Here is an 11,987-nt window from a genome sequence, read left to right as displayed (position 1 = left end):
GATACTTGGCTCAGTAGAGCCATTGAGCAAGAAGCCCCCACTTCAAAATCAGAGATTTAAGTGGTGGGAGCATGTCACTTTTCCTTCTGAATTATTTGAAGTTTCTGACAAGATCTGTATAAAGGATGTTAATGCCGATTTCATCCCCTCTGGAATATTTTCAGGAAAATCAATTGCTCCGTCAATCTCTTTATTTTCTATCTCAAACTGCATTTCTTCTATGCCAAAATCAGCAGCCTTTGCATATTCCGAAATTGCATTCAGCATATTGCTGTCTCCTGAATATTCCAGTAACTGCTGTGGAATATCTGTGTAGTCTCTCGAGAAAAAAATATCTTCTCGAAACCATTTCATAGCTTTCGTGCAAACTGCATCGTTCATTGTACATGCAACAGAAAAGAACAACTGATTCTCTGCCACCGTCTCGCTGATCAGTTTTCTTCGAGCTTTATCTTCTGTAAAATTAAATTTCTGCTGTTCTCTTGAAAATACTAAGGCTTTCTGCCCCTTCGGTGCATGATATAAAGATTCTCTTATAATTTTTTCCTTTGTTGCCTCAAATGAGTACCAGTATTTAATACCATCAGCAATATAGTCAAATGCAAACTCTGTTGGATTATTTGCAGAATAATCATCAAGTAAAAACGGTACCACCGGCATAGAAGCTTTTTCATGCTGTATTCTCTGTGCATTGCGGATAAACTGCACTCCCAGCCAGAAAGCTCGTATTACATTACTTTTACCACCACCATTTTTTCCGTAAATGGCAGCTCCCGGTAAAAGTTTCATCTTATTTTGTTCAATCAGGCTTTTTTTGAAAGAGCTAAGCCCTACTGCTTCCATTGAAAGAACTGCCTCGTCTCTGAATGATCTGTAATTTTTGAATCGAAATTCTATCAGCATAATTTTCACCTCTGATTACAGTATATCCATTTTTTAGAAGAAATACGATTGATTTTATTCATTATTTTAATTTTTTTGGCTTGATTTTCAAATATACATTTTTATAAAAAACGCCAGCCTGAGTCTTATTGAAATATCAATATATAACCCAAGCTGGTGGCTTTTTTACATCGTTCTGTTTTACTGTAACTCAATCCCCCATATCTTACAGTCCCTCGTGCCAACAACCGCCATATTATCATATACCGCCGGGGAGGCTTCGATGACGCCGTCGCTGATGGACAGGGTATCATTAAGTTCTCCTGTTTTGCCATCGAGGAGACGGACATCGCCGGTGCTGTTGCAGTAGAGGACTTTGCCGGTTCCGTCTTCGTTGTAGACGCAGACCGGTGAAGACCAGGCGTAGGAAGAGGAGTCTTCCCAGGCTTTGGAGCCGTCGGATTTCTTAAGGCAGGCAAGAACGCCGGAAGCGTTGTCGGAAGTCTTGGAGACTGTGACATATATGTAATCGGAAAGGCTGTTTTTGCCACAGGCGATCGTGGACTGGACACCGCCGGAAACGCCGTCGTCTGTGTAGCATTCATAATCTGTGTGCCAGATGATCTCTCCTGTCTCTGCATCGATCTTCCAGATTGGGATGGTCGCAGAATCATTGCTTCTCCATCCCAGACGGAAGGAGGTACTTACATACAGGTAAAGATGACCATTCTCAATTTCCAGAACCGGTGTGGAGTTGGAATCGTCCAGGGTATCCTGTACCCATACAAGCTCCAGAGTGTTTAAGTTCAGACACATCAGGTTACCACCGTTGTCTGCCATAAATACATAACCTTTGTAAACAGCCGCGCTATCCTCCATACCAAGCCAGAAAGACTCTGTGCTGGATCTTGTTCCATAATAGCGCCATTTCACGATCTTACCCGGATTGATGGACAGAGAGCCTGTCTCCTTATCATAGCTGGTATTCAGCTTGATGAGATACAGGATCCCATTTTCTCCCGGATAGATCAGAGTGTCTGTCTCTTCATCGACCAGTGCGGAACCGTCGAAGAAACTTAAAGAACCTCGAAGGGAAAACTCATCATTGTCCCCAAATGTGTACATAACACTGCAGTCGATCAGATTGACAACAAAAACTCTAGCAGTTCCCTCGTCGCTGTTATATCCAGCCCCGACATACATGATCGGGTATCCTCGCGGATCGAGTGCGCCTGCACCTTTGAAGGTGTAGCCCAGATACAGAGGATCACGTGTTTTTTCTCCTGTTTTGAGATCGAGGAAATAAACATTTCCGTCCATGCAGGCGTAGATCACTTCCACCAGATCGTCGTCTGCCTTGGCTTTTTCTGTCATGTTCATGTGGGCTTTGACTTCTTTTGGCCATTTCATCAGCAGTGGCTGTCCGGTCCAGCCGCTTCCGGTCCAGACGGTGTCACCGGATGCAAGGGAACCGGTATCTGCAGACCATAATCCATTGAGCTTATAGTTGGTCATATTTGCATAACCATGTGTAGGATTATCACGGAAACTGTTTCCTCTGAATGTAACAATTCCGTCCACATCTGTATAATCTTCTCCTACATTAAACTGAATATCTCCATCCGGCTGATAATCAGAAATATTTTCAAGCTGATTTCCATCTACTTCTATATTTGTATAGCTGATCAGATTCTCCGGCTTTGTTGAATCTACGCAGTGAGGTTCAAAAGCAATCTCCTTTGTCTCTTCCATTTCAACAACATCATCCTCTGCTTTGGCACTTTTGACCATAGCCTCTTTGGTTTTCTTGTTGTCAGATCCTTTTCCTGATGAAAAAATCCTGCTTCCCGCAAGCCCAAGCAGGAATACCAGAATAAGGATCCCCGCAATCTTAACCTGCGGTTTCAGACGGAAACGTCTTTTTCTGCGGCGGCTTCGCTGTCTGGAAGCTGTAGTATGATGTACTGCTGCCTGATTCGGATGTTTTCTCACATCCTGCTGGTGATGATTGCCTCCCGGACGGGCAGACTTTGGTGCTGCCGCCTTTTTTCTTGATGAAGCCGGGGCAGGTTTCGCTTGATACCGGCTCTGTCTGACATGTGTATTTCTTTTCTGTTCCATTACTCCCTCCTCAAAAAATCTGCCATATTTCGGCACAAACTCTCCCCATTATACAACAAAAATCCCGGAGAATCAAACTCTCCGGGACAATACCTTATTAATTTTTCGGAAATCTCTGACAGCCTGTCTGCCGATTCCGAAGATCTTTTTCATGTTGATGGAATTCACTCCACCCTGTCTCGGGCGGAAGGTAATCGGGATGTATTTGACCTTACAGCCTTTCTTTGCATAGATCACAGAAAGAATGACATTGGAAAGATTGAAATCCTTCGGGATAAGGCCGATATATTTCTGAAGTGTCGATGCTTTCATCAGACGGAACGGGGTGTTGGCATCTGTCACAGAAACTCCAAAACAGACACGGATGACCAGACGAAGTGTCCTGGTGACAAAGACACGGTTTCCTCCATCCTGACGTTTGTTTCTCCAGCCGATGACCATATCGTAGGATTCCTTCTGTTTCCAGAATGGTTCAAACTCCTCCGGAAGTGTCTGTCCGTCAGAATCTGTCTGGAATATGTAATCTGCTCCATGTTCCAGTGCATAATGATATCCATACAATACGGTTGCTCCATGACCGCCATTCGGCTTGGTCAGAGGCTCAAATAATGGATGTGTCCTGGCATACTCCTGCATGATCGCATAAGTGTCATCCTTACTTCCATCATCGATCACGACCAGACGGGACTCTCCACCGCCGGAATGCTTCTCTACCACCGGATACCAGTCATCCAGTACCTTATAAATGTTATCGCGCTCGTTATATGCCGGGATAACGATATATAACTTCTCTCCTGCTGCACTCACTATATAAACTCCTATATATTATCTGCGGACAAGTTCCCTGGTGATCTCCTCCCAGGTCACACCTTTCTCCACCATCAGCACCATAGCGTGGTACAGAAAATCAGAAATCTCATATTTGATTTCTTCTTTGTCCGGATTTTTTGCTGCAATCACGATCTCTGTGCACTCCTCACCAACTTTCTTGAGGATTTTATCGATTCCTTTGTCAAAAAGATAATTCGTATAAGAACCTTCCTTCGGATGAACCTTACGGTCTGCGATCACATCATAGACCTCCTGGAAAACCCTGAGCGGGTTCGTATCGTCATATTCTTTCTTCATGAGTTCTTTAAAGAAACAGGATCTGCTTCCTGTATGGCAGGCTGCACCAATCTGATCTACCTTTGCGAGAATTGTATCATTATCGCAGTCTAAATGCAAGGATTTCACATACTGAAAATGACCGGAAGTCAGTCCTTTTATCCAGAGTTCCTGGCGGCTGCGGCTCCAGTAGGTCATTTTTCCTGTTTTTACCGTCATATTGAAGGCATCTTCGTTCATGTAGGCAAGCATCAGCACCTGATCTGTCTTGTAATCCTGGACGATGACCGGCACCATCCCGTCGCTGTTCAGCTTGAATTCAGACCAGCTGATCGCGCTCTCGTAGGTGTTGACAGCAATCCCCGCTTCCTTACAGGTCTGTTTAAACTCATTGAGATCCAGTTCCAGAGCACTGATAAAACTTCCACTTAAGCCTCCGACCAGAGGATCTGAAAGAAGTTCCTGTAATGCTTTCGTATTTCTTTCCTCCGTATGAAGGATCACCGGCAGGCTGGAAGTTTCCTCCATCTTCGGAACTGCATCCAGGGCAAGGATTCCGGATGCAAATTCATGGATCTGTTCTCTGTGATCATTATATTCCTCCGAAGAAGAAATGCAGACCAGCATCTTCTCCCTTCCAAAACGTCTGGACACTTCTCCGAGAAGTTCCACATTGCTGTCTTTGGCAAAATTCAGAACAACTTTTGCACATCCGGCATAGATCAGTTTCTTGACATCCTCTGCACGGTTGATATTTCCGGCTGCCATGACCGGTACCTCAGATGCCGCACAGATCTCCTTGATCCGCGCGATCGCATGCTCATGCTCCTCATCACCGGAAGAAAAGTCAAAGACCAGAAGTTCATCTGCACCGTTGTCACTGTAAAAACGTGCCAGTTTCTCTACATCGCCGTCGCCAAAAAGATTTCTCTGTCCGAATCCGGTGACCGCCCTGCCTGCCTGCAAATATAAACAGGGAATCAGTAGTTTTTTGCTCATAAGATCATCCTCCCTGCCTTACAGACTTCCCTTGGTGGAAAGTACATCTGTGATCCTCGGGTCAAAAGAAGTTGCCTGATCCAGTGCCTTGGCAAAACTCTTGAACATTGCCTCCGCCATGTGATGGCTGTTTCCGCCTGTCAGCACCTTAATATGCAGGTTCATTCCACAGGAATAAGAGATCGCATAGAAAAATTCTTTCACCATTTCTGTCGCCATATCTCCGATCTTTTCTGAGGTAAATTCCGCATCCCAGGAGAAATACGGACGGCCGGACAGATCGACTGCACAGAGGACAAGTACTTCATCCATCGGAAGAATGCAGCTTCCGTAGCGGCGGATGCCTTTTTTGTCTCCGACTGCTTCTTTGATCGCATTGCCGAGAACGATTCCGGTGTCCTCGATCGTATGGTGATCATCTACATTCAGATCCCCATGTACACGGACGCTTAAATCAAAAAGTCCGTGACGTGTAAATCCGTCAAGCATGTGGTCAAAAAAGCCCACGCCTGTCTCAATATCTGAATATCCGGTTCCGTCCAGAACCAGTTTCAGTTTGATCTCTGTTTCCTTTGTATTGCGTTCTACAGATGCTTCTCTGGTCATTTGGTCCTCCTACTGTTCTTCATCCTCAAAACGGACAGCGATAGAATTTGCATGTGCTGTCAGCTGTTCTGAAGTTGCAAACTGTTCGATATCTTTGTGGATCTCACGTAATGCTTCTCTTGAATAGTATACGATGCTTGATTTCTTTACAAAATCATCTACAGAAAGAGCAGAGAAGAACTTCGCTGTTCCGTTTGTCGGCAGTACGTGGTTCGGTCCTGCAAAATAGTCGCCCAGCGGCTCGGAACTGTTCTCTCCGATAAAGATCGCACCGGCATTTCTTACTTTCATCATGACTTCAAACGGATTGGCAGTCACGATCTCCATATGTTCAGATGCAATGGCATTTGCTGCCTCGATCGCCTTGTCCATATTTTCGGCGATCAGGATGTAACCGAAGTTATCCAGGGATTTCTGGATGATCTCTTTACGGGAAAGGATCTTGACAAATCCATCTACTTCCTCGCTGACTTTTGCTGCAAATTCTCTGCTTGTTGTGATCAGGATCGCGGAAGCCAGTTCGTCATGCTCTGCCTGGGACAGAAGGTCTGCTGCCACATATCTAGGATTTGCAGTCTCATCTGCAAGAACCAGGATCTCACTTGGTCCTGCGATAGAGTCAATGCTGACATAACCGTAAACAGCTTTCTTTGCAAGAGCTACGAAAATGTTTCCAGGTCCTACGATCTTGTCTACCTTCGGGATGCTCTCTGTTCCGTATGCAAGTGCTCCGATCGCCTGTGCACCGCCGACTTTGTAGATCTCATCTGCACCGGCTTCTTTTGCCGCTACCAGAGTGGATGGATTGACTTTGCCGTCTTTTCCCGGAGGTGTGGTCATAACGATCTGGTCTACACCTGCAACCTTGGCAGGTACGATGTTCATAAGTACAGAAGACGGATAGACAGCCTTGCCGCCAGGAACATAAACGCCGACTCTCTCAAGCGGTGTCACTTTCTGTCCGAGCATGGTTCCCTTGGCTTCTGTGGTGAACCAGCTGTTCTGTCTCTGTTTCTCGTGATAGCTTCTGATATTTACCAGTGCTTTGCGGATCACTTCGATCAGGGCCGGATCTACTGCTTCATAAGCTTCTTTGATCTCTTCCTCTGTAACGCGGATGGTTTCTTTAGTAACTTCCGTCTTGTCAAATTCCTTTGTGTATGCAAAAAGAGCCTCGTCGCCTTTTTCCTTTACATTCTTAAGGATCTCATCAACTGCGGATTCAAATTTCCCGTAATTGTTCGGGCTTCTTTTGAGAAGATTTTCGAGAATATCTTTTGTGCTTTCTTTTGTCAGTGCTACTGTACGCATTGTCATCATCCCTTCTGTCAACAGTATTATTTATCGATCACTACATTTCTCAGGTCGCTGATCAGTTTGTGGATCCGTTCGCCTTCCATCTTCATGCTGACCTGGTTTACGACCATTCTTGCAGAAAGCGGGCAGACTTCTTCAAGGACCTTGAGGCCGTTTTCACGGAGTGTGCTTCCTGTCTCTACGATATCTACGATCACTTCGGACAGGCCTACGATCGGTGCAAGCTCGATGGAACCATTTAATTTGATCAGCTCTACGGTCTGGTGTTTCTGATTGTAAAAATAATCCTTGGCGATGTTCGGATATTTGGTCGCCACACGGATCAGCTGGTTATTATGTAAAAGCTCTCTGGCACTCTCCGGTCCGCAGACGCACATGCGGCATTTACCGAAACCTAAGTCCATGACTTCATATAATTTTCTTCCTTCTTCAAGGATGATATCCTTTCCTGTCACGCCGATATCTGCTGCACCGTACTCTACATAGGTCGGTACGTCAGGACCTTTTGCAAGGAAAAAGCGGAGTTTCAGTTCTTCATTTACAAAGATCAGTTTGCGGGAGCTCTTGTCTCTCATCTCCTCGCAGGTGATCCCGATCTGCTCCAGCATATCCAGAGTTTTCTCGGCAAGTCTTCCTTTTGTCAGGGCAATCGTCAGGTATCTCATATCAGTCTTCCTCCTTCTCACAGCGCAGGGCTACGCAGGTTCCCTCTTTACGAAGTCTCTGTGCTTCCAGGATCGCTTCTCTTCTGTTCTCTTCTGTGTAAGTGAGGACTACAGGAGCCTCATCCTTTGCAACTTCGATCTTCTGTCTGGAAAGTGCCATCAGAAGGTTGTCAACAACGATGACAAAACCGATGGATGCTGCCGGTTTGCCGAAATGTTTCAGAAGTTCGTTGTAACGGCCGCCCTTGACTACCGGCTCACCGATCCCATAAGTGTATGCCTGGAAAATGATCCCTGTGTAGTACTGGATCTTGCTGAGCATGCCGAAATCAAAACTTACGTATTTCTCATAACCGTAAACTTTGAGGATCTCATAGATCTCCTCCAGACGCTCTACTGCTGCAAGCGCGCATGTGTTGTCAGTCAGACTTCTTGCCTTTGCAAGTACTTCGCTGGTCCCGAACAGGTGTGGAAGTTCAAGGAATGCTTTTTCCAGAGATTCAGAAAGTTTCTGTTCTTTTACCAGATCTTCTACGCCGAAGTAGTTCTTCTGGGAGATCAGGGAGCGGAGACGCTCTTCTACTTCTTCCTCTAATCCCGCATCTTTGAGAAGGGATTTGAAGTAATCTACCTGTCCTACACTGATCTGGAATTCGGTAAGTCCTGATGCAAGAAGGCTCTCGATCGTCATCGCAAGAAGTTCTGCATCTGCCTCCGGAGAATCATCTCCGATACGCTCAACGCCCATCTGTGTGGTCTCTTTGAGACGTCCCTGATAGCTTGAATTGTTTACAAATGTATTTCCGGTATAGCACAGTGTCACTACCTGCTGATCCGGGTTAAAATAAGTCGCACATGCTCTGGATACGGACGGTGTGAAGTCAGGTCTCAGTACCAGAGTGTTTCCTTCTCTGTCAAAAAATTTATAAAGATCTCTGGAAGGAACGGTTCCTACCTCTTTGCTGAACACCTCAAAATATTCGATGCTCGGTGTCTCTATCTCTTCATATCCGTAGGAACGGAATACCTTGTAGATCTCCGCCTGCAGATGATGCTTCTGGCTGCACTCTCCATTGTAAATATCACGTACACCCTCTGGTGTATGAAAAATACGCTGCATATTTTATCCTCCTCGCGGGCAGCCATACGCTTTAGTATGCTACCATGTTACTATGTAAAACACTAACGATTATAGTGGATATTTCCATGCTTGTCAATCCCGCATTTTGAGATCCTGCTGGATTCCTTCCAGATATGGCACCAGAAATCCGCTCTGCTTCGGCAGATAAAACTCTTCTTTCAGTTCTTCTCTTCGGAAACTTTTGCGTCCGCCATTCTCCATGCGCTTCCAGAATACCATAAGGTCGCGGAATGGAAGATAATAAAAACGATCTGCATGACTGAAAAAGATAAGAAAGAATGCGATGCCGCCCTGCTGCTCAAACGCCTCCATAAAAGATACCTGATGAGAATGGACGTTACTTAAAGGAAACGTATCCACACAGCATTCCTTGGCATCGAAACAGACCGGGATCCCCTGTACTGCCCCGATATAATCCACGGTACTTTTCTGCTCAAAATAGGCAAGTGTGATGTGCCGGTTTTCTTTGTCCATACGGACCGGAGTGATCGGTGTCGGGATCTTCTGGATCAGAGCGAGCTTCTTCTCCGCATACTGTTCGTTGGTACGATTGACAAGGTCTTCGAGTGTTGAACCTCGAAGACCTCTGCTGTTCCATGTTGCCATTGTTTATTCCAGAACCTTGATGGATGGATAATATCTGATGATTGCTTTGCCGACGATCTCATCATAAGTCACGAACGTATTGCTCCAGAATCTGGAATCCTTGGAATGCTCGCGGTTATCACCAAGCATGAAATAGCATCCCTCCGGCACAACGTACGGACCATAATTGCCGGTCGGTGTTTCCGGTACATGACTGTTTGCTTCTTCGTCCTCTTCGCCGTTGATAAAGACTTTGCCGTTTTTGATCTCAACGGTGTCTCCCGGAAGGCCGATCAGTCGTTTGATAAAGAGCTGGCTCTCATCATCAGGATATTTGAAGATGATGATGTCGTAACGCTCCGGATCTTTCATTTTCTTGGAAACATGAGTTCCGAAGAAGTCAAAATTAATGCCATATGCCATACGGAAACCGAAGATACGGTCACCGGTCATGATCGTCTGCTCCATAGATTCAGACGGGATCTTTGCGTTGATAAGAACTACATTGTTTACGACCAGAACTACGACGATCACGATGATGAACATTTTGATGTAGTCCCAGACTTCATTCCAGATTTTCATAATAATTTCTCCCCTAACTTTTCTTCTTTTATGATACGCTCAAACTGTGCCGGCAGCGGTGCACGGAAGCATTTGCCGGACAGATCCGAAAGCCGTCCTTCCATTCCGTCTGGAAAACTCAGTCGGAAAGCATGCAGCAGCTGATGCTTCAGCTGGTATTTTTCCCTGTAACGGCGGTTGAATGCATCCTGTCCATATTTGGTATCTCCTGCCAGCGGATGCCCCTCAGAAGCAAGATGTGCACGGATCTGATGCGTACGTCCCGTGATCAGTCCTACTTTGAGAAGGGTCACTTCACCGTTATCCTCCAGCGGTTCGTAAACTGTCTCGATCGGCTGTGCTTCTTTCTGCTTTTGCTTATAGATCGCTACTTTATTCTGTTTCGTATCTTTGTACAGATAACCCTTGATGTGCTTCTTCTCGCGAAGGACTCCCTTTACAATACAGAGGTATTCCTTATGTACCGTCCGGTCGTGGAATAATTCTGAAAGTTCCTGAAGGCCTACCAGAGACTTGCCTGCCGCGATGATGCCGCTCGTATTCTTGTCAAGACGGTTGCAGACAGACGGGCGGAACGTCCGCAGGTCTTCCTCTGTAAGCTCGCCCTTCTCCAGAAGATAGCCGATCACATACTCTACCATCGAAGGTTCCTTCGTATCATCTGGCTGCGAGAGCATCCCAGCCGGCTTGTTGATAAGAAGGACATCTGCATCTTCATAAAGTACATCCAGCGTCGTTACCGCTCTGGCGGCCTTGTCCTGCTGGCTGAATTTATCAAATGTCTCATCGCTCAAAAATAACTTTACCTGGTCTCCTGCTTCCAGCTTCTCGTTTCCGGTCGCCTTCTTACCGTTCAGTGTGATATTTTTTTTGCGGAGCATTTTGTAGAAAAAACTTTTCGGAGCATTCCGAAGAAGTTTGGACAGGTACTTGTCAAATCTCTGTCCTGCCTCATTGTCCCGAATCTGAAACTCCTTCATTTCTCTGTTCCTCTTTCTATCAGACACAGATCGCCAGGATCGTGTGCTTGATCAGTTCATTTCTGGAAAGTTCCGGATATTTCTCATCCGGGCGGAATTTAATTCCTTCTTCCAGGGATTCTCTGTGCTCGTTCATGGAATCCAGACGTTCCAGAAACTGCGGCAGTCTGGTAAAGATCTTGACATTTGCCTTGAATCCGTTGCCGCGGAGGATCTTCTGCGCCTCCTGTTCCATGAATGCGGCATCGATCTTTGGATCACTGCTGAAACCGACAACTGTGTTGCCGCAGATCGCAAATGCATCGATCGATGCGCTCTTCTCATAAAAAGTCATATACATTTCATAGGACATGACCAGTTCGCCCGCATGTTTACTGATTTCCTGATATACCTGCGGTGCGACCGGTTTTGCACGGAAGATCATGATCAGGCTTACTACAGATTTACATGCCGGAAGGCAGCCGACCACTGCGATCACAGTCCATACAGTCAGTCTGGTCTTAAAGTAGATCATTGCTGAAAAAAAGATCAGAAGCGGTGCTGCGAACAGAGCTGCCGTGATCAGAATGCGTTTCTTTTTTTCGGCGGCAATGTAGCCGTAGTCGCCCTTCCTTACTTTATTTTTATTGTTTGTTTTGCTCATCTATAAGCTCCTTATTTTTTCTTATGCGTATTGCGGATCGTTTTCTTTGCGGGCTTACGTCCCTGGTTCTGTGGCTTCCTGCGGTCTCCTCCTGATGGATTTCTGCCGGATTCTTTCCTTCGGTCTCTCTCCGGGCGGAGCAGACATTTCGGGCCGAAACCGACCAGATCCATGCGTCCTGCGATCTTGAGCCCCTCCAGTACAAGGCTTCTGTTTGCCGGGTTCTTATACTGCATCAGCGCACGCTGGATGGCTTTTTCATGCGGGTCACGCGGAATGTAAACCTTCTCCCCTGTAAGCGGATGGATACCGGTGTAATACATACAGGTGGAAAGGGTCGATGGAGTCGGGTAAAAATC

Annotated in this window: 13 protein-coding genes; all 13 read right to left on the bottom strand. The window is 46.0% G+C overall.

The features are described from left to right. Positions 1-48: 48 nt before the first annotated feature. Positions 49-903 carry an AAA family ATPase gene (locus WMO75_RS17360; RefSeq protein ID WP_118698361.1) on the bottom strand — a complete coding sequence of 285 codons (855 nt, stop codon included), beginning with the start codon at positions 901-903 and terminating at the stop codon, positions 49-51. A 180-nt stretch (positions 904-1,083) separates the two neighbouring features. Next, positions 1,084-3,003, bottom strand: coding sequence for an outer membrane protein assembly factor BamB family protein (locus tag WMO75_RS17355; RefSeq protein WP_227222431.1), 1,920 nt, complete (start codon positions 3,001-3,003; stop codon positions 1,084-1,086). Positions 3,004-3,075: 72 nt separating this feature from the next. Next, the gene (locus WMO75_RS17350; RefSeq protein WP_118698362.1) at positions 3,076-3,810 is read right to left on the bottom strand and encodes a glycosyltransferase family 2 protein; all 735 of its coding nucleotides are present in this window, start codon (positions 3,808-3,810) and stop codon (positions 3,076-3,078) included. 18 nt (positions 3,811-3,828) lie between these two features. Then, entirely contained in the window at positions 3,829-5,109 is a 1,281-nt protein-coding gene (gene hisIE, locus WMO75_RS17345; protein ID WP_118698363.1) for a bifunctional phosphoribosyl-AMP cyclohydrolase/phosphoribosyl-ATP diphosphatase HisIE, read from the bottom strand. Positions 5,110-5,127: 18 nt separating this feature from the next. Then, a complete protein-coding gene (gene hisB / locus WMO75_RS17340) occupies positions 5,128-5,715 on the bottom strand; it encodes an imidazoleglycerol-phosphate dehydratase HisB (protein ID WP_022215195.1) in 588 nt (195 codons plus the stop codon). 9 nt (positions 5,716-5,724) lie between these two features. Further along, positions 5,725-7,026 (bottom strand): histidinol dehydrogenase, encoded by a 1,302-nt coding sequence (hisD, locus tag WMO75_RS17335; RefSeq protein ID WP_022215194.1) that lies wholly within the window; start codon positions 7,024-7,026, stop codon positions 5,725-5,727. A gap of 26 nt (positions 7,027-7,052) precedes the next feature. Continuing rightward, positions 7,053-7,697: an ATP phosphoribosyltransferase gene (gene hisG, locus WMO75_RS17330; RefSeq protein ID WP_118698364.1), complete on the bottom strand. Its 645-nt coding sequence runs from the start codon at positions 7,695-7,697 to the stop codon at positions 7,053-7,055. A 1-nt stretch (position 7,698) separates the two neighbouring features. Continuing rightward, a complete protein-coding gene (gene hisZ, locus WMO75_RS17325) occupies positions 7,699-8,817 on the bottom strand; it encodes an ATP phosphoribosyltransferase regulatory subunit (protein WP_118251483.1) in 1,119 nt (372 codons plus the stop codon). A gap of 93 nt (positions 8,818-8,910) precedes the next feature. Further along, the gene (locus WMO75_RS17320) at positions 8,911-9,444 is read right to left on the bottom strand and encodes a Holliday junction resolvase RecU (RefSeq protein ID WP_118698365.1); all 534 of its coding nucleotides are present in this window, start codon (positions 9,442-9,444) and stop codon (positions 8,911-8,913) included. A 3-nt stretch (positions 9,445-9,447) separates the two neighbouring features. Beyond that, positions 9,448-10,005, bottom strand: a complete 558-nt coding sequence (lepB, locus tag WMO75_RS17315; RefSeq protein ID WP_022215190.1) for a signal peptidase I — start codon at positions 10,003-10,005, stop codon at positions 9,448-9,450. After that, positions 10,002-10,985, bottom strand: coding sequence for an RluA family pseudouridine synthase (locus WMO75_RS17310; RefSeq protein WP_349078593.1), 984 nt, complete (start codon positions 10,983-10,985; stop codon positions 10,002-10,004). Before WMO75_RS17310 ends, lepB begins: the two co-directional genes overlap by 4 nt. Positions 10,986-11,004: 19 nt before the next feature. Further along, positions 11,005-11,628 carry a hypothetical protein gene (locus tag WMO75_RS17305; RefSeq protein WP_022215188.1) on the bottom strand — a complete coding sequence of 208 codons (624 nt, stop codon included), beginning with the start codon at positions 11,626-11,628 and terminating at the stop codon, positions 11,005-11,007. An 11-nt stretch (positions 11,629-11,639) separates the two neighbouring features. Further along, a partial coding sequence (locus WMO75_RS17300; protein ID WP_349078592.1) for a DUF3362 domain-containing protein occupies positions 11,640-11,987 on the bottom strand: 348 nt, incomplete at its 5' end.

The organism is Blautia intestinihominis (genome assembly GCF_040096655.1).
Lineage (GTDB): Bacteria > Bacillota > Clostridia > Lachnospirales > Lachnospiraceae > Blautia_A > Blautia_A intestinihominis.
This window is presented reverse-complemented; position numbering and strand designations above follow the sequence as displayed.

Bases quoted from the DNA above. Each gene is read 5' to 3' on its own strand.
- hisG (WP_118698364.1), bottom strand. From the start codon at position 7,697: ATGAGATACCTGACGATTGCCCTGACAAAAGGAAGACTTGCCGAGAAA.
- WMO75_RS17320 (WP_118698365.1), bottom strand. From the start codon at position 9,444: ATGGCAACATGGAACAGCAGAGGTCTTCGAGGTTCAACACTCGAAGAC.
- hisD (WP_022215194.1), bottom strand. From the start codon at position 7,026: ATGCGTACAGTAGCACTGACAAAAGAAAGCACAAAAGATATTCTCGAA.
- hisB (WP_022215195.1), bottom strand. From the start codon at position 5,715: ATGACCAGAGAAGCATCTGTAGAACGCAATACAAAGGAAACAGAGATC.
- WMO75_RS17355 (WP_227222431.1), bottom strand. From the start codon at position 3,003: ATGGAACAGAAAAGAAATACACATGTCAGACAGAGCCGGTATCAAGCG.
- hisIE (WP_118698363.1), bottom strand. From the start codon at position 5,109: ATGAGCAAAAAACTACTGATTCCCTGTTTATATTTGCAGGCAGGCAGG.
- hisZ (WP_118251483.1), bottom strand. From the start codon at position 8,817: ATGCAGCGTATTTTTCATACACCAGAGGGTGTACGTGATATTTACAAT.
- WMO75_RS17360 (WP_118698361.1), bottom strand. From the start codon at position 903: ATGCTGATAGAATTTCGATTCAAAAATTACAGATCATTCAGAGACGAG.
- WMO75_RS17305 (WP_022215188.1), bottom strand. From the start codon at position 11,628: ATGAGCAAAACAAACAATAAAAATAAAGTAAGGAAGGGCGACTACGGC.
- lepB (WP_022215190.1), bottom strand. From the start codon at position 10,005: ATGAAAATCTGGAATGAAGTCTGGGACTACATCAAAATGTTCATCATC.
- WMO75_RS17310 (WP_349078593.1), bottom strand. From the start codon at position 10,985: ATGAAGGAGTTTCAGATTCGGGACAATGAGGCAGGACAGAGATTTGAC.